25 protein-coding genes and 1 tRNA gene are annotated in these 24,635 nt (G+C 68.6%); 4 read left to right on the forward strand and 22 right to left on the reverse strand.

The features are described from left to right. Positions 1-2: 2 nt before the first annotated feature. Positions 3-75: transfer RNA gene (locus tag ABD154_RS01630), tRNA-Ala, on the reverse strand. A gap of 115 nt (positions 76-190) precedes the next feature. Here ABD154_RS01630 and ABD154_RS01635 point away from each other — a divergent pair. Together ABD154_RS01635 and ABD154_RS01640 are read left to right on the forward strand one after the other, a co-directional pair. Then, entirely contained in the window at positions 191-1,399 is a 1,209-nt protein-coding gene (locus tag ABD154_RS01635; RefSeq protein WP_344249685.1) for an NAD(P)/FAD-dependent oxidoreductase, read from the forward strand. Positions 1,400-1,406: 7 nt separating this feature from the next. Next, complete coding sequence (locus ABD154_RS01640) at positions 1,407-2,129, forward strand: alpha-ketoglutarate-dependent dioxygenase AlkB (protein WP_198498650.1); 723 nt, start codon at positions 1,407-1,409, stop codon at positions 2,127-2,129. 6 nt (positions 2,130-2,135) lie between these two features. On the opposite strand, the gene efeB is transcribed toward ABD154_RS01640, so the two are convergent. From efeB to ABD154_RS01685, 9 genes are all read right to left on the reverse strand, one after another. Next, the gene (gene efeB, locus ABD154_RS01645; protein WP_198498649.1) at positions 2,136-3,386 is read right to left on the reverse strand and encodes an iron uptake transporter deferrochelatase/peroxidase subunit; all 1,251 of its coding nucleotides are present in this window, start codon (positions 3,384-3,386) and stop codon (positions 2,136-2,138) included. Then, entirely contained in the window at positions 3,386-4,537 is a 1,152-nt protein-coding gene (gene efeO, locus ABD154_RS01650) for an iron uptake system protein EfeO (RefSeq protein ID WP_198498648.1), read from the reverse strand. Before efeO ends, efeB begins: the two co-directional genes overlap by 1 nt. Before the next feature lie 111 nt (positions 4,538-4,648). Next, positions 4,649-5,509 (reverse strand): iron uptake transporter permease EfeU, encoded by an 861-nt coding sequence (gene efeU / locus ABD154_RS01655; RefSeq protein WP_198498647.1) that lies wholly within the window; start codon positions 5,507-5,509, stop codon positions 4,649-4,651. A 107-nt stretch (positions 5,510-5,616) separates the two neighbouring features. Then, on the reverse strand, positions 5,617-5,991 hold the full coding sequence (locus ABD154_RS01660) for a cation:proton antiporter (RefSeq protein ID WP_198498646.1): 375 nt from the start codon (positions 5,989-5,991) through the stop codon (positions 5,617-5,619). After that, positions 5,991-6,251 carry a monovalent cation/H+ antiporter complex subunit F gene (locus ABD154_RS01665; protein WP_198498645.1) on the reverse strand — a complete coding sequence of 87 codons (261 nt, stop codon included), beginning with the start codon at positions 6,249-6,251 and terminating at the stop codon, positions 5,991-5,993. The genes ABD154_RS01660 and ABD154_RS01665 overlap by 1 nt, the downstream gene beginning before the upstream one ends. Next, positions 6,248-6,691: a Na+/H+ antiporter subunit E gene (locus ABD154_RS01670; RefSeq protein WP_232623578.1), complete on the reverse strand. Its 444-nt coding sequence runs from the start codon at positions 6,689-6,691 to the stop codon at positions 6,248-6,250. Before ABD154_RS01670 ends, ABD154_RS01665 begins: the two co-directional genes overlap by 4 nt. Further along, positions 6,688-8,205 (reverse strand): monovalent cation/H+ antiporter subunit D family protein, encoded by a 1,518-nt coding sequence (locus tag ABD154_RS01675; RefSeq protein WP_344249692.1) that lies wholly within the window; start codon positions 8,203-8,205, stop codon positions 6,688-6,690. The genes ABD154_RS01670 and ABD154_RS01675 overlap by 4 nt, the downstream gene beginning before the upstream one ends. Further along, positions 8,202-8,534 (reverse strand): sodium:proton antiporter, encoded by a 333-nt coding sequence (locus ABD154_RS01680; protein ID WP_198498643.1) that lies wholly within the window; start codon positions 8,532-8,534, stop codon positions 8,202-8,204. The genes ABD154_RS01675 and ABD154_RS01680 overlap by 4 nt, the downstream gene beginning before the upstream one ends. Next, positions 8,531-11,578: a DUF4040 family protein gene (locus tag ABD154_RS01685; RefSeq protein ID WP_198498642.1), complete on the reverse strand. Its 3,048-nt coding sequence runs from the start codon at positions 11,576-11,578 to the stop codon at positions 8,531-8,533. The genes ABD154_RS01680 and ABD154_RS01685 overlap by 4 nt, the downstream gene beginning before the upstream one ends. Positions 11,579-11,686: 108 nt before the next feature. Here ABD154_RS01685 and ABD154_RS01690 point away from each other — a divergent pair, with 108 nt between their 5' ends. Beyond that, entirely contained in the window at positions 11,687-12,817 is a 1,131-nt protein-coding gene (locus ABD154_RS01690) for a glycosyltransferase family 4 protein (RefSeq protein WP_232623577.1), read from the forward strand. On the opposite strand, the gene ABD154_RS01695 is transcribed toward ABD154_RS01690, so the two are convergent. The 12 genes from ABD154_RS01695 to ABD154_RS01750 form a co-directional block, all read right to left on the reverse strand. Further along, positions 12,818-13,414, reverse strand: coding sequence for a histidine phosphatase family protein (locus tag ABD154_RS01695; protein ID WP_198498641.1), 597 nt, complete (start codon positions 13,412-13,414; stop codon positions 12,818-12,820). Continuing rightward, complete coding sequence (rsfS, locus tag ABD154_RS01700) at positions 13,411-13,884, reverse strand: ribosome silencing factor (RefSeq protein WP_198498640.1); 474 nt, start codon at positions 13,882-13,884, stop codon at positions 13,411-13,413. The genes ABD154_RS01695 and rsfS overlap by 4 nt, the downstream gene beginning before the upstream one ends. 26 nt (positions 13,885-13,910) lie before the next feature. Further along, positions 13,911-15,620, reverse strand: a complete 1,710-nt coding sequence (locus tag ABD154_RS01705; protein WP_198498639.1) for a hypothetical protein — start codon at positions 15,618-15,620, stop codon at positions 13,911-13,913. Then, complete coding sequence (gene nadD, locus ABD154_RS01710; protein WP_137825315.1) at positions 15,613-16,218, reverse strand: nicotinate-nucleotide adenylyltransferase; 606 nt, start codon at positions 16,216-16,218, stop codon at positions 15,613-15,615. The genes ABD154_RS01705 and nadD overlap by 8 nt, the downstream gene beginning before the upstream one ends. A gap of 1 nt (position 16,219) precedes the next feature. Continuing rightward, positions 16,220-16,372, reverse strand: a complete 153-nt coding sequence (locus ABD154_RS01715; protein ID WP_171007026.1) for a hypothetical protein — start codon at positions 16,370-16,372, stop codon at positions 16,220-16,222. Positions 16,373-16,456: 84 nt separating this feature from the next. Beyond that, a complete protein-coding gene (locus tag ABD154_RS01720) occupies positions 16,457-17,746 on the reverse strand; it encodes a glutamate-5-semialdehyde dehydrogenase (RefSeq protein WP_198498638.1) in 1,290 nt (429 codons plus the stop codon). A gap of 3 nt (positions 17,747-17,749) precedes the next feature. Then, complete coding sequence (proB, locus tag ABD154_RS01725; protein ID WP_198498637.1) at positions 17,750-18,913, reverse strand: glutamate 5-kinase; 1,164 nt, start codon at positions 18,911-18,913, stop codon at positions 17,750-17,752. Continuing rightward, the gene (gene obgE / locus ABD154_RS01730) at positions 18,910-20,442 is read right to left on the reverse strand and encodes a GTPase ObgE (protein ID WP_344249702.1); all 1,533 of its coding nucleotides are present in this window, start codon (positions 20,440-20,442) and stop codon (positions 18,910-18,912) included. Before obgE ends, proB begins: the two co-directional genes overlap by 4 nt. An 83-nt stretch (positions 20,443-20,525) precedes the next feature. Beyond that, positions 20,526-20,777, reverse strand: coding sequence for a 50S ribosomal protein L27 (gene rpmA, locus ABD154_RS01735; RefSeq protein WP_137825319.1), 252 nt, complete (start codon positions 20,775-20,777; stop codon positions 20,526-20,528). 15 nt (positions 20,778-20,792) lie between these two features. Further along, positions 20,793-21,101: a 50S ribosomal protein L21 gene (rplU, locus tag ABD154_RS01740; protein WP_137825320.1), complete on the reverse strand. Its 309-nt coding sequence runs from the start codon at positions 21,099-21,101 to the stop codon at positions 20,793-20,795. A gap of 207 nt (positions 21,102-21,308) precedes the next feature. Beyond that, positions 21,309-21,626, reverse strand: a complete 318-nt coding sequence (locus ABD154_RS01745) for a chorismate mutase (RefSeq protein WP_198498635.1) — start codon at positions 21,624-21,626, stop codon at positions 21,309-21,311. 107 nt (positions 21,627-21,733) lie between these two features. After that, positions 21,734-23,266, reverse strand: coding sequence for an alanine/glycine:cation symporter family protein (locus tag ABD154_RS01750; RefSeq protein WP_198498634.1), 1,533 nt, complete (start codon positions 23,264-23,266; stop codon positions 21,734-21,736). A gap of 166 nt (positions 23,267-23,432) precedes the next feature. Between ABD154_RS01750 and ABD154_RS01755 the strand changes: the two genes are divergently transcribed. Continuing rightward, complete coding sequence (locus ABD154_RS01755) at positions 23,433-24,518, forward strand: SPFH domain-containing protein (RefSeq protein WP_232623576.1); 1,086 nt, start codon at positions 23,433-23,435, stop codon at positions 24,516-24,518. The last annotated feature ends 117 nt before the right edge of the window (positions 24,519-24,635 follow it).

Here is a 24,635-nt window from a genome sequence, read left to right on the forward strand (position 1 = left end):
GGTGGAGCTAAGGGGAATTGAACCCCTGACCTCTTCATTGCGAACGAAGCGCTCTACCAACTGAGCTATAGCCCCTGACACCGCACTACTCTAGACCCGAGCACCCAGGAAGCACAAAACCGGGAGTGGTTGACTCGGGATTCCGACAGTAGAGTCTGTGACAAGGACCCCGATACAGCAAGGAGCGAGCATGGCCCAGGAATTCGGAATCGTCGTCATCGGTGCGGGAATCGGCGGAGGTCAGGTGGTTGAGGCCCTGCGCAATGACGGCTTCGCCGGCACCATCGCCCTGGTGGGCACCGATCCCCTTCCGCCGTACTACCGTCCTGATCTGTCGAAGAAGGTCATGCTCGAGGACACCGACCCCGCGGACTCCGCACTGCGCGGCGCGGAGTGGTATCCGGCCCATGACGTCACGACGTTCTTCGGCGACACCGTGACGAAGCTCGACACCTCCGCCAACACGGTGACCCTGGCCTCCGGCGAGGAGCTCACCTACGCTCAGGCGATCCTCTCGACCGGTTCGACCCCGCGCACCCTCGAGGTTCCCGGTCAGGTGCTCGCCAACGTGCACACCCTGCGCACCGCCGGTGACGCCGTGGCCATCCGCTCGCAGTTCGGCGAGGGCAGAAAGGTCGTCATCATCGGCGGCGGCTGGATCGGCCTCGAGGTTGCCGCTGCCGCCCGCACCCACGGCTCCGATGTCACCGTCGTCCTTCGCGACGCTCCCCCGCTGAAGAACGTCCTCGGCGACGAGCTGGGACAGTACTTCGAGGATCTGCAGTCGAAGAACGGCGTGAAGTTCCTCGCCGACGCCGACACCACGGGCTTCGCGGGCGAGGACTCCGTCGATACCGTCCAGACGACGAAGGGCGACCTGCCCGCTGATCTCGTCGTCGTCGGCATCGGCGCGGACCCGACGATCGAACTCGCCGAGGCGGCCGGCCTCGACATCGACAACGGCGTTCCCGTCGACGAGAAGATGCGCTCGAGCGTACCGAGCGTGCTCGCCATCGGCGACATCGCCAACGCCTTCAACACCCGACTCGACTCCCGGATCCGCGTCGAACACTGGGACAACGCGGTGCGCCAGGCCGATGTCGCCGCCTCCACACTCACCGGCGGCAGCAAGGTCTACGACTGGGAACCGTACTTCTACACCGACCAGTTCGACCTCGGCATGGAGTACGTCGGCCACGGCTCGGGAGACGACGACGTCGTCATCCGCGGGGACAAGGACTCCGGCGAATTCATCGCGTTCTGGACCAAGGACGGCACCGTCACCGCTGCGATGAACGTCAACGTCTGGGATGTCAACGACGACCTGCGCACGATCGTCGGCACGCAGGTCGACGCCTCCCGCCTCGCCGACGAATCGGTTCCGCTCGCCGACCTCTGAGGCGTCCATGCCCGCCCTCTTCGCCGACGACGCCTTCGACCGCGGCCCCCGGGTCATCGCGCCCGGGGCCGTGTGGCTGCCCGGCTTCCTCGACGATGCCGGGCAGGCGTGGATCGTCCGCCAGTACGCCCAGTGGCGGACCGGCCCTGTCCCACCGCACTCGACGACGATCATGGGGCACCCGATGAGCGTGACGACGATCGGACTCGGGTGGCATTGGCGGCCTGGCCGCTACGACCGCGAAGCCGTCGACGTCAACCGGGAGCGCGTCCCGCCGTTCCCCGACTGGATGACACGGCTCGGGCGCCAGATCCTCACCGCCGCCGCCGAGGCGGTCGATGCCGACCCCGACCACCCCACCGGGGCGGCTGACGCCTGGGGGTTCGACCCCGCGCACTACTCCCCCGACGTCGCCCTCATCAACTACTACGACGAGGCGGCGAAGATGGGAATGCACCAGGACAAGGACGAACACGATCCGGCCTCGGTCGTCTCCCTCTCCCTCGGCGACACGTGCACCTTCCGATTCGGCAACACCGAGACGCGGAACCGGCCGTACGAGGACATCCGGCTCGCCTCAGGCGACGCCTTCGTCTTCGGCGGTCCCGCCCGGTTCGCCTACCACGGGGTGACGAAGATCCACCCGGACACCGCCCCGGACTCGGCGCGGCTGAGCGACCTCGGCGGCGGCAGGATCAACATCACGATGCGCACGACCGGCCGCGACTGAGCGCGCTCACCCGAAGAGCGTCTGCCCGATCCAACCGCCCCTGCTCACGCCCGGCGGGATCGCGAAGAGCCCCGACCCCGTGTGGAGCAGGTATTCGCTCAGCGCGTCCTGGGATGCGAGCCGGTTCTGCATCGGCACATAGTGACGGGCGGGATCGGCGACGAAGGCGATGAAGAACAGACCCGCGTCGAGGTTGCCGCGCGCATCCGCGCCATCGGCGTAGTTGTATCCGCGGCGCAGGAGCCGCACGCCGCCGTTCTGCTTCGGATGCGCGAGATGGACGTGTGAGGTCACCGGGATGATCGGCTGACTGCCGGCCCCGGCCATCGCGAAATCAGGGGTCGTGAACTCCTCGCCGCCGGACAGCGGCGCGCCGGTCATCTTCGTGCGGCCGAAGATCCGCTCCTGCCCGTCGAGGCTCTCCCGATCCCACGTCTCGATGTGCATGCGGATGCGCCGAGCGACGAGGAAGCTGCCGCCGTCGAGCCATGAGCCGTCCCGGACCCACACGTTCTCGTTGAGCGCGGTGTCCTCGTCGGAGCGGATGTTCGCCGTGCCGTCCTTGAAGCCGAAGAGGTTGCGCGGGGTCTCCTGGACCGGAGACGTCGACGCCGTACGCCCGAAGCCCAGCTGCATCCACTTCGTCGAGACGATGCCGAAGCCCATCCGGATGAGGTTGCGCACCGCGTGGACGGCGACCTGCGGATCGTCGGCACACGCTTGGATGCACAGGTCCCCGCCGACGCGCGCCTCGTCGAGCTGATCACCGGGAAAATGCGGCAGGTCGATGAGCCCGACTGGCAGCTTCTTCCCGATGCCGAAGCGATCCTTCCCCTCGGCATCGGTGAAGAGGCTGCGGCCGAACCCGATCGTCACCGTGAGGTGGCCGGCGCTCAGCCCCTGCGCCTCCCCCGTGTCCTCGGGCGGAGCGTACCGAGAGCCGTCGGCGACGCCGCCCTCGACGACGGGCAGCCCCTGACTGAGATTGGCCGCCGCGGCCGTCCACGTCTTGAGGAGCTCGATGAGCTCCTCACGGTCGTCGGTGAGGACGTTGATCGCGGCGAAGCACATGCGGTCCTGGGCCTCGGTGACGATCCCGGCCTGGTGCGTGCCGTAGAAGTCGACGACATCGGAATCGGCCCCGACCGCCTCGGCGAGCGGATCATGGGCGAAGTACCCGGCCGCAGCACCGGCCGCGACGGCACCCGCCCCGATGCCGAACATCGCCCTCCGCGACACACCCGGCCGGTCCGCCATCAGCCCACCACTTTGTCAGTGAGCTGGGAGAGCGGTTCGGAGAGCGCGTTGACGGAATCGGACAGGGCCTTGACCTCGTCCTCGCTCAGCTCGGTGTAGAGGACGAACCCGTCGCCCTTCCGGTGCTCGTCGAGGAGGGCCTGGAGGTCGGCGAAGCGCGTCTTGAGCGTCTCATCGAGCTCCTTGTCGCGGGTGGCCAGCAGCGGCTGGAGATTCTCGTACGCGACCCGGGCGCCGTCGACGTTGGCCTGGAAGTCCCACAGGTCGGTGTGCGACCAGGTCTCCTCCTCACCGGTGACCTTGCCGGTGGCCACCTCGTCGAGGAGCTCCTTGGCCCCGTTGGAGAGCTGGTCGGGGGTGAAGCTCATGTCCCGGGTCCGGTCGTAGAGGACCTGCGTGTCGGAGACGAGGAGGTCGGCGTACTTCGTCCGGTCACCCTCGCTCAGCGCCGTGTACCCGTCCTTCGGCGGCCACAGGTCCTTCTCGATGAGGTGCCAGCCGGTCCACTCCTGTCCCTCCTCGAGGTCGGCCTCACGCAGGTCGAGCTTGGGGTCGAGGTCGCCGAAGGATTCGGCGACGGGCTCGATGCGCTCCCAGTTCGTGCGCACCTGGGCGTAGAGGGTCCGCGCCTTGTCGTCGTCGCCGTCCTTGTACGCCTTCGCGAACTCCTCGGTGCCGGTGAGCAGCTGCTCCGTCTGATCCTTCACGTACGCCGCGTACTGCGTCGTCGCCTGCTCGGCGAGCTGCGAATCCTCGGCGCTCACGCTCTGCCCCCCGGTGCCCTTCGTCACTGTGAAGTCCCCGCGCAGCCCGTCACCGACCATGCCCGGTTTGCATGCCGTGAAGTACTTGCCCTCCGGGGCGGTGACCGTGAGGGTGCGCTCGAGTCCCGGCGCGATGTTCTCGACCTCGCCGATGATGCGCAGTCCGTCCTCGCCGAGGAGGTAGAACTCCGTGACCTTCGAACCGTCGTTCGTCACGGAGAACTTCAGGGTGCCCGCCGGGGCCTCCTGCGCGGCGACGTCGCACGAGTCGTCGGTGCTCGTCACCGCGATCGTGCCGTCGCCTGGGTCATTGGGTTCGCAGCCGGTGAGCACGAGCGCACCGCCGACGGCGAGGCCGATGGCGAGACGGGGCCAGAGAGTGGTCATATCGGTCCTTTGATCGTTGTCCTGCACAGAGGCGGAGGGAGGTCCGCCGAGGCGGTCGCCGGGGAATCGGCAGAGGTGGAGTCAGGGTGGGCCGCCGGTGGCAGCGGGGGTTCAGGCGGCGGCGACGCCGCGGGCGGCCGGTCGCGCTGCCGGAGTCGGGGAGGCGCGGAGGCTGCGGATGAAGAGCGCGCCGACGACAATGACGTAGAGCCACCACACGGTGAACTCGACCCACGTCGTCGCCGGTGAGAAGTTGAAGATGCCCTTGAGCAGGACCCCGTACCAGCTCGTCGGCGGAACGGCGGCGGAGACGTCGAAGGCGAGGGCATGGAGACCGGGGACGACTCCGGCCTCCTGGAGGTCGTGGAACCCGTAGGCGAGGACGCCGGCGGCGATGAGGATGAGGAACGCCCCCGAATAGCGGAAGAACGCCGAGAGGTTGAGTCTGAGCAGGCCCTTGGCGATGAGCCACGCGAGGACAACGGCGATGGCGATGCCGGCGATCGCGGCCGCCGTGAGGCCGAGCGCCGAGGCGGTGCCGGTGGCGTTCGCGCGGGTGGCGGCCCAGAGGAAGAGCGCGGTCTCGAGCCCTTCCCGGCCGACGGAGAAGGCGCCGAGGATGACGAGCCCGATGACGGGACCGTCGAGGGCCTTGTCCGCCGCGGCCCGCAGCTCACCGCCGAGGCTCTTCGCCGTCCTGGCCATCCAGAAGATCATCCACGTGACGAAGCCGACGGCGATGATCGAGAGGGTCCCGCCGATGAACTCCTGGGCCTCGAACGTCAGCGTCGAGGGACCGAAGGTGAGCAGCGCCCCGAAGCCGAGGGACACGAGGATCGCCGCGGCGATCCCCCACCACATCGCCCTGACCTCACGGGTCCGGCCGATCTTGCCGAGGTAGCCGATGAGGATGCTCACGATGAGAGCGGCCTCGAGGCCTTCGCGCAGGCCGATGAGGAATGTCTGGAACATAGGCGGCTTTCTGGTCCTGGGGAGCGCCGCGGGGCACGGCTCGCTCAGCCTAGCATAAGGAAAGCCTTACTTAATCCTCAGAGCGCCGCGAAATCTCAAGCGCCGGCTCACGGAGCCGGATCCTCGATGCCCTCCGGCGGCTGGGCCAGACGGTTCGGCGAGGTCTTGCGGTAGATCGGCTGCCCCGACAGCACGCTCGCCCGCGACAGCGTGTTGCTCGCGACCGAGGAGACGATGATGAGACAGAGGATGGCGATGAGCGCGATGAACAGCGTCATCACCCTGAAGCCCTCGGTGTGGAGCGTGTGGATGTAGGCGGCGATGACGATGAGCGGCATGCCCAGGCCGGTGGCCGGGGAGAACACGTTGATCCGGGAGAGCGCGTCCTTGACCCGGAACATCGCCAGCGCCGAGGCGAGCATGAGCAGGGAGCCGGTGATGCCGAAGATTCCGACGAGAACGGTGGCGACGGTGTCCGACATCAGCGGTGCCCCCTCGTGAGGATCCGGGACAGGGCGATCGTCGCGAGGATGCCGACCATCGAGGCGAGGAAGATGACGTCGAGGACGATCGAGGAGGACACGCTGATCGCGATCATCGTCAGTATCCCGATCGCACAGAAGTAGATGAGATCGCTGACGACCGCGCGGGACCCCAGATCGCGGGCGGTGAGCACGCGGATGAGGCCGACGACGATCGCGGCGGCGAGAATGATCGCACAGATGGCGACGATGACGGTCATCGCCGTCTCCTCTCCTCTTCGGCGGACGGGTTGTGGGGGCCGGGATCGACCCAGGCGGCCTCCACCTCGGCGACATCCGAGGCCGAGGACTGCGGCGCCCGGCCGCGGGTCATCGCGAGCAGGCGCGATTCCATGTCGTAGAGACCGGCCAGCGCGTCCTCCTCGGAGTCCTCGAAGAGGCAGTGGACGAAGAAGACCGGCGGGGTCGTCGCGGTGCCCGCGGCGATCGCGGTGACGAGCGTGCCCGGGGTGATCGTGATCGACGAGGCGAAGAGGGTGACCTCGAGGTCGGTGCGGCAGCGCAGGGGCACCTCGACGATCATCGGGTGGGCGTAGGGCCTCCCGACGCGGAAGAGGTGGCCGACGACCGTCGCCGATCCCGTGATGATCGCCCAGAGGATGTAGAGGACGTAGGAGATGCCGTGGATGATGCGCATCATCGTCCGATCACCGCCTCGATGTATTCGGTGTGGTCGAGCAGTCCCGTTGCGGCCCGCCCGGTGATCTCGAGCAGGGGTTCGGGCCAGACGAAGATCGCCACGGACAGCGCGATCATGATCGTCGCCGGCACGAGCAGTCGACCGGGGATGCGCACGTCATCGGTGATCGCCACCGAGGCGGCGCGTCCGGTCTCCGCGGAATCGGGGCGGTACGACTGCATCGGGGCGCCCCAGAACGTGTTGCGCCACGTGTTCTGCAGGGCGAGCATGGAGATGAGCGAGCCGATGACGATCGCCGAGACGAGCCACCAGCCGGCGGCGTCCTCGACGGCAGTGGCCGCGGAGATCAGGCCGATCTTCCCCCACATGCCCGAGGTCGGGGGCAGGCCGATGAGGGAGAAGAGTCCGAGGACCATGAGCACTGCCGCCCACTTCTCGCGACTGGCCAGACCGGAGAGCTTCTTGAACGACCCCGTGCCGTACGTCTGCTCGATCGCGCCCATGACGAGGAGGAGACCGGCCATCGTGATCATGTGGTGGACCATGTAGAAGGCACCGGCGGCCAGCGCCTGGGCGGTGAGCAGGGCGACGCCGAGGAGGATGTGGCCGACACCGGAGGTCATCTGGAACGCGAGCACGTTGCGCACCCGGTTCTGCCCGAAGCCGGAGAGGGAGCCGACGATGATGCTGACGACGGCGATCGCGATTATGGCGTTGGCCCAGGCCGGGGGCTCACCGTAGACGGTCGTGCAGATGCGGTAGATCGCGTAGAGGGCGACCTTCGAGTGGAGACCGGCGAAGAGCGACATCATCCCCGCCGAGGTGTTCGGGTAGCTGCGGGCCAGCCAGCCGTGGAACGGAGCGCCGCCGGCCTTGACGAGCAGCGCGAAGAGGACGATCCCGAGCGCGAGCGCCCCCTGTCCCGTCGGGGTGCCGAGGGAGGCGAGGACGGCGAGGTTGACGGTGCCGAGGGCACCGTAGACGAAGCCGACGCCGATGAGCAGCAGGGTCGAGGTGAGCAGGTTGACCATGACGAACATCCGGCCCACGCCGAGGCGGCGCCACGTTCCCGTGACCGCGATGAGCGCGTAGGCAGGCAGCATCATGACCTCGATGAAGACGAAGAAGTTGAAGAGGTCGCCGGTGAGGATCGCCCCGTAGACGCCGGTGAGCATCATGAGGATGAGCGCCGGCACGAACCGGTACTGGTCCTCCCCCGTGCTCACGAGGAAGATGCAGCTGACCAGCGACGTCACCGACGTCAGCAGCAGCATGAGGGCGGTGAACGTGTCCGAGACGAATGGGATCGCCAGCCCCGGGATGTAGCCGCCGACGGAATGGGCGACGACGGGTTCCGTGCGGTGGAGGATGAGCAGTCCGATCGCCGCGGCCCCGACGAACGAGGGCACGACGAAGAGGAGGATGCGGTCGAAGGTGCGGGAGGTGATGAGCACGCTGAGCGCCGAGGCGAGCAGCGGGATCGCGACGAGGAGGAGCAGGAGGGAGGAGTTCACGATTCGCGGACCTCCCCGGTCTCCGGGGCCCGCTTCTGGTCGTCGTCGTGGCCGAGCACGGCGAGGGCGAGCATGAAGATCGTCACCGCAAGGGTGATGACGATGGCGGTGAGGACGAACGCCTGCGGCAGCGGGTCGGCGGCCATCGTCTGGTCACCGCGTTCGGCCAGCGGCTCGACGCGCCAGGCCCCGACTCCGGCGGACAGCAGAATGAAGTTCGCGGCATGCGAGACCAGGGTGAGGCCGAAGACGCCGCGGACCATCGACCGCTGCATCATGAGGTAGACGCCGCCGGCGGTGAGCACGCCGATCGTCAGGGCAAGGATCATCGCGGATCCCCCTCCTTCGTGGTCGGGGCTTCACCGCGGTCGAGCGGTGCATCACCGTCGAGGATGTGCGTCGTCGAGGCCTTCGCTTTCTCCTCCGAGCCGCGGCCGACGATCCTCTCTCCGCGGCCGGGCCGCTCGCCTCTGATCGACTCGAGCGGACCGCGCAGCTCACCGTAGAGGAGCTCATCGGCGCGTTCCCTGGTGAGTTCGACGTCACGGCGGATGATGCCGTCGGTGAGCACGTCGTCACCGGCCGGGGTCGCCGCGGAGTCGGAGACACCGAGGATGTTGAAGGAGAGGAGGATGAGGCCGAGGACGGCGAGGTAGACGCCGACGTCGAAGAGCATCGACGTCGTGAACCGCTGGCCGAGGATGTAGGTGTGCAGCGGCTCGAGGAACGAGCCGGCGAAGATCAGCCCGAGCAGGCCGGTGACCACGGCGATGCCGATGCCGAGGCCGATGAGGTAGAGCGGTGCCCGCGGGGGTCCGATGGCCCGGTCCTTGGCCGTCGACATGTAGAGGAGGCCGATGACGGCGGAGCCGACGAGTGCCGCGATGAAGCCGCCGCCGGGTTCGTTGTGTCCGCGCCAGAAGATCATCAGCGAGGCGATGATGAGCAGCGGCCCGAGCACCTTGATCGTCAGCTGCAGCGGGATGACGTTGGGCCACGCCTCGTGGACGCCGCGGTAGGCGCTCGTGCCCTTCGGGCGCACCGTCACCCACGCCCGCCTCGGCGGTTCCGGGATGTTCTCCGCCGGTGGGTCGATGTAGCGGTCCTTGACCGTCGACATCACCGCGACGATCGCGATGCCGGCCATGCCGAGCACGGTGAGCTCGCCGAGGGTGTCAAGGGCACGGAATTCGACGAGGATCGTGTTGACGATGTTGTGGCCGCCGCTGATCTCCGGGGCCTGCTCGATGTAGTAGAGGCCGAGGTCGGAGCGCTCACGGCGCCCGTTGAGCATGAGGGTGAGCACGGTGACGGCGATGCCGACGAGGATCGCGAAGATCGCCCGGGTCGACTGCAGGCGCTTCGAGTAGCGCCAGAACGAGCGCGGCAGCTTCTGGAGGACGAGCATGATGACGATGATCGTCATCGCCTCGACGAGCAGCTGGGTGAGGGTGACGTCGGGCGCGCCGAGGGCGAGGATCTGCACGGTGGCGAGGATGCCGATGGCCGAGAGCGCGACGACCGTGGTCAGACGCGAATGCGAGGTGCACACGACGAGGACGGCGACGGTGATGAGGACGAGGAGGATGATGTCGGCGGGCCGCCACAGGTTCGGCTGGAGCGGCGGCAGGCTCGGGTAGACCGCGGGCACGGAGAGGAACGTGATGAGCGCGAGCCCGCCGAGCGTCGTCGCGAGGTAGGGCGTCGAGTTCATCGGGCGCACGACGATGCCGAGGCCGCGGCCGAGGCGCTGGAGACCGTCGGCGATGCCGGCGATGACGTCGGCGCCGTCGAAGCTGAGCCGGGCGCGGTGGAAGAAGACGAAGACGCGGGAACGGTTGATGATGACGACGATGCCGATGGCGATGATGAGGCCCGAGGCGATGAGCTCGGGGGTGAACCCGTGCCAGAACTTCACGTGGACGGGTTCGATCTCGCCGGGGAGCGCCGCGGCGACCACCGCGGTGAGCGGGGTGTCGAAGAGGTAGAGGACGAGGCTGAGCGGCAGGGAGGCGACGATCGGCAGGGCCGCGGCGGCGAGCATAATCGGCGAGGAGTGCTCGAGTTCGGACTTCGTCACCGGTTTGCCGTCGATGAACGCCCCCCACACCGTCTTCGCGCAGTAGGCGAAGGTGAGCACCGAGGCGGCCACGGCGATGACGAAGAGCATCCACCCGGCGCCGCCGGATTCGACGAGGGCGGTGAACAGCGACTCCTTCGACACGAAGCCGAGCAGCGGCGGGATCCCGGCCATCGAGGCGCACCCGAGGATCATCACGACGAAGGCCGTCGGGGCCGGGCCCATGAGGCGCGGGATGCGGGTGAGTTCGCGGGTCCCGGCGAGGTGGTCGACGACGCCGACCATCATGAACAGACCGGACTTGAAGAGCGCGTGGGCGATGATGTGCAGGGCCGCCGCGGCGATCGCGGCCTCGGTGCCGACGCCGATGACGGCGGTGATGAGGCCGAGCTGGGACACCGTCGAGTACGCCATGAGCTTCTTGACGTCGTGCTGGTTGAGCGCGAACCAGCCGCCGATGCACGCGGTGATGAGTCCTGAGGCGATGAGGAGGACGTTCCAGGCCGGGGTGGCGTGGAAGGCCGGGGAGAACCGGAGCATGAGGAAGACGCCGGCTTTGACGACGGCCGCGGCGTGGAGGTACGCGGAGACGGGGGTGGCCGCGGCCATGGCGTCGGGCAGCCACGAGTGGAACGGGAACTGCGCGGACTTCGTCATGCCGGCGATCGCGACGAGGACGGCGACGAGCGTGGCGGCCGCCGGCTGCGCGGCCCACGCTCCGGAGAGCAGCGCCTCGTTGAGGTTCGTCGTGCCGGTCACCGCGATCGTCAGACCCACCGCGACGAGGAGCGTGAGGCCGCCGATGAAGGTGATGAGCAGGGTGCGCAGGGACGGCGCCTGGCCGGGCGATCCGGAGCGGGCGATGAGGAAGAACGACGCCAGCGACGTCAGTTCCCAGCAGATGAAGAGGACGATGAGGTTGTTGCTGAGCACGAGGGCGACCATCGAGAACGTGAAGATCACCATGAGCCAGTAGAAGCTCGTGTTGCGTCCCCGGGGCAGGTACCCGGTCGAATAGATGAAGACGACGGCACCGATGACGAGGGCGATGTACGTGAAGATCACGCCGATGCCGTCGGCGCGCAGGGCGATGTCGACGCCGAGGCTCGGCACCCACGAGACCGTCTCCTCCGGCGTCGACCCGGCCATCACCTCGGCGGCGGTGGGAGTGAAGAGGGCGGCGACGGCGAGGTAGGCGGCGGCCAGCGGCCATCCGGTGGCTCGACCCATGAGGCGGGTCAGGAGCGGGGTGAGGACGACGAGGGCGGCGAGTGCGATAATCGTTAGGATCATGACCGGAGCCTCAGGGCTTCGGACGCAGGTGCTGGTTCCTTCACTCACTGGCCCTTCGTCGCGGCGAACGCTCACTTTCGAATGTTCAGACTATCGACTCGGAGTTCCATGAGCAAAAACCCACGCGGTCCACAGGCCCCCGATCGAATCAGGGTCTTCTTCGACGCGCGCTTCACCCGAACGACCCATCATGATGGGATCTCCCGGTACGGGTCGTGCCTGCTCGAGGCCCTGCTCGAGGCGACCGCGGGCACGGACATCGAGGTCACCGCGATCATCAGCGACGACGCCCAGCTCGCCCTCCTCCCCGAGTGCCCGTGGGTCAAGCTCAGCTCCCCGCTCTCCCCCGCCGAGGTGGGCATCGCGAAGCGGCTCAACGACCTCGGCGCCGATGTCGTGTTCTCGACGATGCAGGTCATGGGGTCGACCGGTCGCCGCTACGGGCTCATCCTCACCGTCCACGACCTCATCTACTACTCCCACCCGCTCCCGCCGGCCGACCTGCCGGCCCCGGTGCGGCTGCTGTGGCGGCTCTACCATCTCAGCTACACCCCGCAGCGGCTGCTGCTCAACCGGGCCGATGCGATCGCCGCGGTGAGTGAGACGACGAAGGCCCTCATCGCCGATGAGCATCTGACGACGAAACCGGTGACCGTCGTGTCCAACGCCGCCGAGGTCGCGGCCGCCGCACCCCGGTCGGTCGATCGGTCGGGGGCGAAGTCCCTGGTCTACATGGGCTCGTTCATGCCGTACAAGAACGTCGAATCCCTCATCCGCGCCCTGGAGCACCTGCCCGGGTGGACGCTGCACATCGCGAGCCGGATCGAGGGGCGTCGGGAGGCGGCGCTGCGGGCGCTCATCCCCGACCGCGCGCGGGTCGTCTTCCACCGCGGGGTCAGCGATGAGGAGTATGCGCAGCTGCTCGAGGAGGCGACGGCGCTCGTCACGGCCTCCCGCGCCGAGGGCTTCGGGCTGCCCGTCATCGAGGCGATGGCCAAGGGCGTGCCCGTCGCGGTCTCCGACATCCCGATCTTCCATGAGATCGCCGGGGACGCCGCGGAGTACTTCGACCAGGACGATCCCGCGTCGATCGCCGAGGCGGTCGGGAGGCTCACCGAGCCCGCGGCCTGGGCCCGGGCCGCCGCGGCCGGGCAGGTGCAGTCGCAGAGGTTCGCGTGGTCGGAGTCAGCCGCTGCTCTCGTCGGCCTCATCCGGGATGTCCACGCGAAGCGACGGTGATCAGTCGGGGGCTTCGCCCCAGTTGCGCAGCACCCACGTGTCACCGGTGAAGCCGAATTCGCCGTGTCCGCAGTTCGCGAGGACAGCGAGTCGGCCGGATCCGGTCATGTCGAGGAGGATCTCAGCGGCCCCGCGGAGCACCGCGCCGTGGGCGACGATGGCGATCGACTCCGCGTCCGAGGTCGTGACGATGTCGGTGATGGCGCGGGCCACCCGCAGCGAGGACTCGCTGCGGGTCTCTCCCCCGGGCGGCTTCGGGTCGCCGCCGGAGACCCACTTGTGCAGCTCCTCGGGCCAGACTGCCGCGATCTCCTCGCGGGTCAGGCCCTCCCACTCGCCGAAGGCCATCTCCCGCAGACGCGGATCGCGTGCGACGCTCGTCCCCAGCCGGTCGGCGAGGGTGTCGGCGGTGACCGCTGCTCGCAGCAGGTCGGAGGAGACGATGAGCTCGGGGCTGCGGGCGGCGAGGACGGCGGCGGCCCGCTCGGCCTGATCGAGTCCGACGGCGTTGAGCGGAATGTCGGACTGTCCCTGGAAGCGCCGCTGCAGGTTGAAGTCCGTCTGCCCGTGCCGCCAGACGATGACGGTCTTCGTCATCGAGTCTCGGAGTCGGTGCCGGTCGAAGGCCCGCCGGACTCGGCGTCGTCAGATTCGGTGCCGTCGGCCGCAGCGCCGTCGGACTCAGTGTCGCCGGTCGCAGCGTCGCCGGACTCGGTGTCGTCGATCGTCACGTCGATGACGGGAACGTCCTTCCACAGGCGCTCGAGCGCGTAGTACTCGCGCTGTTCGGTGGAGAAGACGTGGACGACGATGTCACCGTAGTCGAGGAGCACCCAGTCACCGGTGCCGCGTCCCTCCCGGCGCAGCGGTTTGCGACCGGCCTGCTTGAGCAGCGCTTCCTCGACGCCGTCGACGATCGCACCGACCTGGCGTTCGTTCTCCGCGGACACGATGAGGAAGGCGTCGGTGATGTAGAGGGTGGAGCTGACGTCGAGGGCGACGATGTCGGTGCCGAGCTTGTCATCGGCGCCTTTGGCGGCGATCCGAAGCAGTTCAGTGGTGTCCACGTGGTCCTTTCCCAGGGTTCAGGTTGTCACAGCAGCATGACGAGTGCGATGACGATGAGGGCGACGGCGAAGAGCGCGGCCACGCCCAGCACGATAAAGGGTACTTTGGATGGCTCTTCGCCAACAAGGATCTGCCCGTCGTACCCGGTCACGGCACTCGCCTTGATGCGGGTGCCCGGCGGGTTCTCGGTCTCTTCGTCCTCGTAGTCGGAGTTCGGCAGGGACCATGCCTCGGGGACGGTGTCCATCGGACGGGTCTCGGGGTTCGCGGCGAGTTCGCGGGCGGCGTCGTCGGCCGACTGGGCGGTCGGCTCGGTGCCGGCGTCACGGTCCTGTGCGGTATCCGACGCGGTGTCCGACACCGAGGCGGCCGGTGCCGTCCCAGCGCTCGTCGACGCTGAACTGCCCGTCGACGCGGCACCGTCCTTCGAGCCGGCGTCCCCCTTCGAGGCCGCACGGTCCTTCGGGGCCGGGGACTCCTTCGCGACGGGTTCGGAGACCTTCGCCGAGGCGGCGGTGACGACCCGCACGCCCGAGGTGCTCGGCGGATTGACGATCGGCATCCGTCGGGATCGGGTGGCCGGTTCGGGACCGTCCGAGTCCGTTCCGGCGGTGGGCTGCCCAGCCGCATCGAACTTCGCGGCGGGGGTCGTCTTCGTGGCGGCGTCCGTCTTCGCGTCGGTCGCGTCCGACTTCGCAGCAGCGGCGTCGGTCGTGGCGGCGTCCGTCTTCGCGGCGGTCGCAGCGGTGTCCGCTGTCGCCGCCTTCCCCGCCGCAGCGTCTCCGCTCGGCGTCGTCGGCGCGGAGGCTGAGGTCGTCTCCGGGAGAGGACGGGAGAGCGCGTCGTCGGGACCGGAGGCCGGTCGCGGCGCGGAGTCGGCGGTCACCGGTGATTCGAAGTCGCGGGCGGCCACTTCGGCCGAGGACCCGCCGAAGCCGGCGGCGTCGAACGATTCGTGCCCGGCCGAGGATCCCCCCGTGCCGCCGGACTGCGGGGCCGCGTCGCCGGACTGGGAGGCCGCGTCGGCCTCGGCGGGATCGGCGATGACCGGGATCGCCCCGGTCGAGAGGTCGCCGTCCATCGACAGGCCGTGTTCGCGCAGGTAGCGCTTGCGTGCGGCGCGCGATTCGAAGTGCGGCAGCGGTGCGCGGCGGGGGTCGAGCCGATCCTCGGCGTTGACCGGCGGCCGCTCCTGCGGCAGGTGATCGGAGGCCAGTGCCCCGCGCTCGTGGGAGACCTTCGGCGTCGGCGCCGGGTCGATGCGCGACGACGGGAGGTCAGCGGGGGTCGATCCCGCGCTTCCGCCGCCGGCCGGGGCCGGTTCCGCCGCGGCGGGCTGGGTCGGCGACTCGGGAGCCGGTGTCGCCGGAGACGCAGGAGCTGAAGCGGCCTGCGGAGCCGCAGGCGTCTGCACGGACGGAGAAGTCTGAGGCGGCGCGGCCGGAGGCGCCGACGGCGCGGACGCGGGGGCGCTCGACGGTCGTGCGGACGGAGCCGCCTCACCGGCGCCCGGGGCTGCACCGCCACCGGCGGCGGCCGGAGCGTCGCCGCCTGAGGCGGTGTCCGCCTCGGCGGTCGTCGGCTTCTCGGTCGGACGCTTCGGCGGGGTGAGGAAGTCCGCGCGACTGCCCTCGGGGCCCTGGGGAGCGGACGACCTGGCCTCGAACTCCTCTTCCGCGGCCATTCGCTCGGCTTCGCGCCTGGCACGTCGAGACGTGAACTGCTCTTCAGCCATTTCCACTCCTGTACAGATCGTGTTTCGCGATGTACTGCACCACGCCGTCCGGTACGAGGTACCAGACCGGGGCCCCATCCATCACCCGTTGCCTGCAGTCCGTTGACGAGATCGCCAGCGCCGGGATCTGCGCGAGACTCAGCCGGTCGACGGGCAGGCCCTCGCTGCGGAGTTCGTGCCCCGGCCGGCTGACCCCGACGAAGTGCGCCAAGGAGAACAGCTCATCGACATTCTTCCATGTCAGAATCTGAGCCAAAGCGTCCGCGCCGGTGATGAAGAACATCTCCGTGTTCTCGCCGAGGCTGTTCGACAGATCCCGCAGGGTGTCGATCGTGTAGGTCGGCCCGGGGCGGTCGATGTCGACGCGGGAGACGCGGAACCGCGGGTTCGACGCCGTCGCGATGACCGTCATGAGGTACCGGTGCTCGGCGTCGGTGACGGTCTTGTCGTCCTTCTGGTACGGCCGGCCGGTGGGGACGAAGACGACCTCGTCGAGGTCGAACGTCGACTGCACCTCACTGGCCGCGACCAGGTGTCCGTGGTGGATGGGGTCGAAGGTGCCGCCCATGACACCGACCCGACGTGTGCGTTCTGCCATATCAGTGGCGGTACGAGATGCCCTTCCACGACCGTGCGACGACGGCCATCGAGATGAAGATCGCGAGGGTGATGAGGCCGTAGCCGATCGGCTCCATCGGCAGCTCGGTGTGTGCCGCGCCTTCGGTTGCGGCGGCCAGCAGAGTTGCGTTCACGAGAGTGCTCCTTGTCCCTTGATGAGTCTGTTCACTTCAGTTTCTCACGCCCTGTCGTCTGCGTGCGCAGCGACATGGGCGAAGTCAGTCGCGGATCTGCCCGTTTCCGAGCATGACCCACTTCGTCGTCGTCAGCTGCTCGACGCCCATCGGTCCGCGGGCGTGGAGCTTCTGCGTCGAGATGCCGACCTCGGCGCCGAACCCGAACTCGCCGCCGTCGGTGAAGCGGGTCGAGACGTTGACGCCGACGGCGGCGGCGTCGATGGCTGTGACGAAGGTCTCGGCGTTGTCGATGTCCTTCGTCACGATCACCTCGGTGTGACCCGAGGTGTAGGCGCGGATGTGCTCGATCGCCTCGTCGATGCCGGAGACGAGCTTGATCGCGAGTTCGAGGTCGAGGTACTCCTTGGCCCAGTCCCGGCGCGAGACGCGGCGGATCTTCATCGACTCGGGCGCCAGAGCCGCGACATCGGCGTCGGCGTGGACGACGACCCCGGCCTGGTCGAGGCGTTCGAGGATCTTCGGCAGCACCCGCTTGGCGGCCTTCTCATGGACGAGCAGGGTCTCGAGTGCGTTGCAGACGCTCGGCCGCTGCGTCTTCGAGTTGAGGACGAGGTCGACGGCGTTCTTCACCGTCGCCGATGAGTCGATGAACATGTGGACGTTGCCGATGCCCGTCTCGATGACGGGCACGATCGACTCCTGGACGACCGTGTTGATGAGCTCGGCCCCGCCGCGCGGGATGAGGAGGTCGACGTAGTCGCGCGAGTTCATCAGCACGACGGCGCCGTCGCGGCCGTGCTGGTCGATCGTGTTGATCGTGTCCGCGGGCAGGCGGACGGATTCGACGGCGCGGCGGAGGACGGAGACGAGTTCGGCGTTCGTGTTCTCCGCGGCCGAGCCCCCGCGCAGGATCGTCGCATTGCCGGCCTTGAGCGCGAGGATCGCGATGTCGACGGTGACATTGGGGCGGGCCTCGTAGATCGCGCCGATCACGCCCATCGGCACCCGGTTCTGGGTCAGGCGCACACCGTTGGGCAGGGTGCGGCCGACGACGACGGTGCCGACCGGATCGGGGATGTCGATGACCTGTTCGACCGCCGAGGCGATCGCGGAGATCCGCTCCTCGTCGAGGCGGAGGCGATCGAGGAGGGATTCGCTCATCCCGTTCTCGGCGCCCGCGGCGAGGTCGGTCTCGTTGGCTTTGACGATGCGCGCGGAGTTCGCCCGCAGCCCGTCGGCGATCGCCTGGAGGGCGGCGTTCTTCTCCGCGGTCGAGGTCGTCGCCAGACGTGCGGCGGCCGTCTTCGCGTTCCTGGCGATCCGCGTCACCCCGCGCACGATCTTGGGATGGATGTCGGCAGCAGCGGGCATGGACTAACTCCTCTCGCTCACATGCGTGAGGACGAGATCATTGCGATGGATGACTTCTTTACGGTAGTCACTTCCCAGCCGGGTGCCAAGTTCCTCGGTGGTCAGGCCGAACATCGTCGGCAGCTCGGCGGCGGAGAAGTTCGTCATCCCCCGCGCCACGATCTGCCCGCCGGTGTTCCTGATCTCGACCGGATCCCCGGCCTCGAAGTCCCCCTCGACGCCGACGACGCCGGCGGCGAGCAGGCTCGTGCCGCGCGACCGCACGGCCGCCTCGGCGCCGTCGTCGATCGTCACCGAACCGAACGTCTTGGCGAGGTGGCGCAGCCACAGCAGCCGAGTGCCGCGGCGGCGGTGGGTGACGGCGAACGACGTGCCCGCACTCCCCCCGGTGAGCACGTCGCCGACCCGGTCGGCGGAGGTGAGCACGGCGGGGATGCCGGAGTCGGTGACCATGAGGGCGGCGTCGACCTTCGTCGCCATGCCCCCGGTGCCCGTGCCGGCCGTGCCGACTCCGCCGATCGCCACGGCACCGAGGTCGTCGGGCCCGGCGACATGGTCGATGCGCCTGGCGTCGGGCTGGGACGGGGGTCCCGTGTAGAGGGCGTCGACGTCGGAGAGGAGGACGAGGGCGTCGGCGTGGGAGAGGTGGGCGACGAGCGCGGCGAGCCGGTCGTTGTCGCCGAAGCGGATCTCCTCGGTGGCCACGGCGTCGTTCTCGTTGACGATCGGCAGCGTGCCCAGGGACAGCAGCCGGTCGATCGCCCGCTGCGCGTTCTTGTACCGGGTGCGGCGGATGAGGTCGTCGGCCGAGAGCAGGACCTGGGAGGGGACGAGGTCGAAGCGGCCCAGCGCCCGCGCGTACGCGGCCATGAGGAGCCCCTGTCCGACTCCGGCGGCGGCCTGCTGGGTGGCGAGGTCGCGCGGCCGGCGGCGCAGGCCGACGGGTTCGAGTCCCGCGGCGATCGCTCCCGAGGAGACGAGGATGATCTCCCGTCCCTCGGCCCGGTGGGCGGCGATGACGTCGGTGAGCGCCACGAGCCGTGACTCGTCGAGCCCGCCGTCGAGGGTCGTCAGCGACGAGGAGCCGACCTTGACGACGACGCGCTTGGCGCCGGCGATGTCGGCCCGCACGGTCGCGGAGTCGGCGGCCGCGGACGTCGCCGTCATCGCTCGTCGGAGGAGTTCTCGCGGGCGGCGCGCTCGGCGAGCCGCTCCTTCTCGAACTCCGCCCGGGTGGCGGCCTTCGCGTCCTGCCGCTCGTGGTAGGCGGCCTTGCGCTCCTTGCGGCTTGCGCGGGCCTCCTCCTCGAGGCGCAGGTCGGTGCCGCGGGAGCCGAGCAGCTCGGCACCGCCGACGCTCGTGGGGTCCCAGTCGAAGACGACGCCGTCGCCTTCGCCGATGACGACGGTGTCGCCCGGGGTCGCGCCGGCCTTGAACAGGGCCTCTTCGACGCCGAGGCGTTCGAGGCGGTCGGCGAGGTAGCCGACGGCTTCGTCGTTGGCGAAGTCGGTCTGGACGACCCAGCGTTCGGGCTTGTCGCCGAGGACCCGGAAGACCGGACCGTCGGTGTCGCGTTCGCTGCGGATCGTGAAGCCCTTGTCGTCGACGGCCTTGGGCCGGATGACGACGCGCTGCGGCACGGCCTCGAGCTCGGCCCGCCGTTCGCGTTCGGCGGCGACGAGGCCGGCCATCGCGAAGGAGAGTTCGCGCAGCCCCGCATGGCTGACGGCGGAGACTTCGAAGACCCGGTAGTCGGCGGCCTCGAGGTCGGGGCGGACGATGTCGGCGAGTTCGCGGCCGTCGGGGATGTCGACCTTGTTGAGGGCGACGAGCTTCGGGCGCTCCGACAGCGGGAGGTCGCCGCCCTCCTCGCCGAGGTCGACGGAGTACGCGGCGAGTTCGGATTCGATGACCTCGAGGTCGGAGACGGGGTCGCGGCCGGGCTCCCACGTCGCCATGTCGATGACGTGGACGAGGGCGGCGGTCCGTTCGACGTGGCGGAGGAACTCGAGGCCGAGGCCCTTGCCCTCGGACGCCCCGGGGATGAGCCCGGGGACGTCGGCGACGGTGTAGCGGACATCCCCGGCTTCGACGACGCCGAGGTTGGGCACGAGCGTCGTGAACGGGTAGTCGGCGATCTTCGGCTTCGCCGCCGACAGTGCGGCGATGAGACTCGACTTGCCCGCCGAGGGATAGCCGACGAGCGCGACGTCGGCGATCGTCTTGAGCTCGAGGACGAGCGTGGAGGCCTCACCGGGTTCGCCGAGGAGGGCGAATCCGGGCGCCTTGCGCTTCGTCGAGGCGAGAGCGGCGTTGCCGAGCCCGCCGCGGCCGCCGGCCGCGGCGACGAACTCGGTGCCGGCGCCGACGAGGTCGGCGAGGATCTCGCCGTCCTGGGTCTTGACGACCGTGCCGTCGGGCACGGGCACGATGAGGTCCCTGCCGTCGGCGCCGTGGCGCAGGTCGCCCTTGCCGATGCCGCCGCCGTCGGCTTTGAGGTGCGGGCGGTGGTGGAGGGGCAGCAGGGTCGTCGTCTGCGGGTCGACGACGAAGGTGATGTCACCGCCGCGGCCGCCGTTGGCCCCGTCGGGGCCGCCGAGCGGTTTGAACTTCTCCCGCCGGATCGACGAGCAGCCGTTTCCGCCGTCGCCGGCCGCAAGGTGTACCGTGACGCGATCAATGAACTCGGTGGCCATGATGTCCTTATATCAGATGAAGGGTGAGTCGAGAGACTCACCCTTCATGGACCCCTGAAGCGGGGCAGATCAGATCGTATCGGTCAGACGCCGACGATGTTGACGATCTTGCGACCGTTGCGCTTGCCGAACTCGACGGCGCCGGCGGTCAGAGCGAAGAGCGTGTCGTCTCCGCCGCGGCCGACGTTCGCGCCGGGGTGGAACTTCGTGCCGCGCTGGCGGACGATGATCTCACCGGCCTTGACGACCTGGCCGCCGAAGCGCTTGACACCGAGGTACTGCGGGTTCGAGTCGCGACCGTTGCGGGTCGAGCTGACTCCCTTTTTGCTTGACATGTCAGAGGCCTCCTCTTACTTGATGTTCGTGATCTTCAGACGGGTGAGGTCCTGGCGGTGGCCCTGACGCTTCTTGTACCCGGTCTTGTTCTTGTACTTCTGAATCACGATCTTGGGACCGCGGAGCTCACCGACGACCTCGGCGCTGACCGAGATCTTGGAGAGGGCATCGGCGTCGGTCGTGACCGCGTCGCCGTCGACGAAGAGAACGGGTTCGAGCGTGACGCTGTCCCCGGCCTGCGCCTTCATTCGATTCACTGTGATGATGTCGCCGACGCTGACCTTTTCCTGGTGGCCACCGGCACGGACAATGGCGTAGACCATGGTCGAACCCTTTCTGCGTAAGAAATCTTGCGAACGGCGGTTGATGCCTTGGCTCGACAGGGAGCGGACTCCCTGCACGACAGACCCATTGAGAGGAATCACCGGCCGTGGTGCGACGGACGCACCGACGTTCAAGTTTAGTCGATCCCGGCCGCGAACGGCAAACCGGTGCGGAGGTGACCTCCGCCTCGTCACGGGACCGGATGCTCAGCCCTCGCGGGACTCCGCGATCCGCTCGTGATGGTGGATCACCTCGGCGACGATGAAGGCGAGGAACTTCTCCGCGAACTCCGGATCGAGGTGCGAGTCCTCGGCGAGCCGGCGCAGGCGGGCGACCTGCCGGGCCTCCCGGGCCTCGTCGGCCGGGGGCAGGCCGTGGTCGGCCTTGAGCACGCCGACGGATTCGGTGAGCTTGAAGCGCTCGGCGAGCAGGTGGATGAGGGCGGCGTCGATGTTGTCGATGCTGCCCCGCAGCTCGAGCAGGCGGTCGGCGGCCCGGGAGGCGGCGGTGTCGTCGTCAGTCACGCGAACAGTCTAGACAATCCGCGGGTGCCGTGGGGCCGGTGACAGCGCCGCGGACACGGCCGTGCCCCGACCGTCGCGGGGACGGCCGGGGCACGGGAGGGTGAGGGTCAGGCGGGCTGCTCGACCGGGACGGCGTCCTTGGTGTCCGGGTCGGTGAGGGTGCCGGCCTTGCGGTCGGCGAGGTACTTCTTCATCTCCTTCTTCACGACCGGCATGAGGAGGTAGAGGCCGAGGATGTTGATGAAGGCACACATGAACAGCGCCGCATCGGCGAACTCGACGACCTTGCTGAAGCTGGCGACACAGCCGATGACGACGAAGACGCAGACGAGGACGCGGAAGGCCATGATCGTCGCCCGGCCGCGGCCGAAGAGGTAGCTCCAGGCCCGTTCGCCGTAGTACGTCCACGTGATGAGGGTGGAGAACGCGAAGAGCGCGACGGCGACGGCGAGCAGCGCCGGGTACCACGAGGCGACGGTGGAGAAGGCGTCCGAGGCCAGGGCCACACCGCCGATCTCGCCTTCGCCGAGGTCCTCGCGGTACGAGGGCTGGTTGGCGACGATGATCGTCAGAGCGGTCATGGTGCAGATGACGACGGTGTCGATGAAGGGCTCGAGGAGGGCGACGAAGCCCTCGGAGATCGGCCGGCGGGTCTTGACCGCCGAGTGCGCGATGGCGGCCGAGCCGATGCCGGCCTCGTTCGAGAACGCCGAGCGCTGGAAGCCGATGATCATGACGCCGACGATGCCGCCGGCGATGCCCTGCGGGTTGAACGCGCCTTCGAAGATCTCGCCGATCGCCATCGGGATCTGCTGGAAGTTGATGCCGAGGACGAGGAGGCAGGAGACGACGTAGAAGATCGCCATCGCCGGGACGAGCTTGTCGGTGACCTTCGCGATCGAGCGGATGCCGCCGAGGATGACGAGTCCGACGAGGAGGGCGAAGAGGATGCCGAAGATCAGTCCGGCCCATGCGCCGCCGAGGAAGCCGTCCGCGCCGCCGGTGGCGGTGCGGACCTGGGCGAACGTCTGGTTGGCCTGGAACATGCCGCCGCCGACGACACCGAAGATGAGGATCGCGACGGCGAAGACGCCGGTGAGGATCGCGGCCACGGGCTTGGAGAACCGGCGGAAGGCCACCGGCAGGTACTTGAACGGTCCGCCGTGGACGACGCCGTTCTCATCGATCTCGCGGTACTTCACGCCGAGCGTGCACTCGACGAACTTCGTGCACATGCCGAGCAGACCGGCGATGATCATCCAGAATGTCGCACCCGGTCCACCGAGGGCGACGGCGACGCCGACACCGGCGATGTTGCCGAGTCCGACGGTGCCCGAGAGCGCGGAGGCCAGGGCCTGGAAGTGGGTGATCTCGCCGGGGTCGGTGGGCTTGGAGTACTTGCCGCGGACGACGTCGAGGGAGACCTTGAAGCCGCGGAACTGGATGAAGCCGAAGTAGAGGGTGAAGATCAGGGCTCCGAGGATGAGCCAGAAGACGACGAACGGGAAGGAGATCTCGCCGATCGTGACGGGCACGAAGATCACACTGGAGAACCAGGTGGCGATCGGAGTGAACCAGGAGTTGATGGCATCGTCGACGGGTGACGTCGGTGCGTCTGACGCAAGCAGCAGTATGTCCATGTCGATCAAATGTTCCGCAATGCGACACCGGGATCAAGCAATCGACCTTCCAATATTCGGACAGTTACAGAACTGTTATCTGCATCACACCGACCCCGTCGCAAGTGACATTGGTCTCACTGCGGGTTTCGGATAGTGGATTTCCGGTGTGACCTAGACTGGCCGCATGTCACAGAACCCTCCCCCGCCCCAGCGTCCGACGCCTCCGCCCCAGCAGCGCTGGCAGCAGGGACAGCCCCCGATGCCGCAGCAGTCCGGACGACCGGGCGAGCAGCTCCCCCAGATGCACGGCGGACCCGCAGGCGGTCGACCGGGGGCCGATCAGCCGACCCGCATCGAATCGGTCGAGGGCGATCGGGTCCGCGAACGACCGGCCGGCGCGGTCTCGGGGTACTTCGCGATCGTCGGCGCCGTCGTCCTCCTCCTCGTGGCGATCCTCCTCGGGCTCGTCGGCTTCGGCCTGATGATCGCGCAGAACCCGCTCGGCGTCATCCTCCTCGTCCTCGGCGTCCTCGCCTTCATCGCCTCGCTGTTCCTCTTCAAGGGCTGCACCTCGGTGGCGCCCGGTCATGCCGTCGTCCTCCAGCTCTACGGCAAGTACGTCGGCACGGTGCGTCAGTCGGGTCTGCGTTTCGTCAATCCCCTCTTCTCGAAGATCCAGATCTCCACGCGCATCCGCAATCACGAGACCTCGACCCTGAAGGTCAACGACCTCGACGGCAATCCCATCGAGATCGGCGCGGTCGTCGTCTGGCAGGTCCGCGACACGGCCCAGGCGATGTTCGAGGTCGACGACTTCGAGGAGTTCGTCGCCATCCAGGCCGAGACGGCGGTGCGCCACATCGCGAACTCCTACGCCTACGACTCCTCCGATCCGCAGCGGATGTCCCTGCGCGACAATGCCGATGAGATCACGGAGAAGCTCTCCGCCGAGGTGGCCGCCCGGGTCGCCGCCGCCGGCGTGTCGATCATCGAATCCCGGATCACCCAGCTCGCGTATGCGCCGGAGATCGCCCGGGCGATGCTCCAGCGGCAGCAGGCCACCGCCGTCGTCGCGGCCCGGCAGCTCATCGTCGAAGGGGCGGTGGGCATGGTCGAGACGGCGATCGAGCAGATCGAGCGCCGTGACATCGTCTCGCTCGGGCACGCCGAGCGCAGCGACCTCGTGACGAACCTCATGATCGTCCTCTGCGGCGATCAGGCCGCGCAGCCGACGATCAGCACGACCCGGAACAAGCAGTCGGGCACCTGACCCGCCGGTCGCCCGCAGCGGCTCACGTGCCCGGCCCGCGCGCATCCGGGGCCGGGCATGTGAGCCGGGCAAGGGCCCTGAGCCCGGACCCCGGTCACGGACAGCACAGCGCCCCAC

The sequence above is a fragment of the Brevibacterium sanguinis genome, from assembly GCF_039528855.1.
GTDB lineage: Bacteria > Actinomycetota > Actinomycetes > Actinomycetales > Brevibacteriaceae > Brevibacterium > Brevibacterium sanguinis.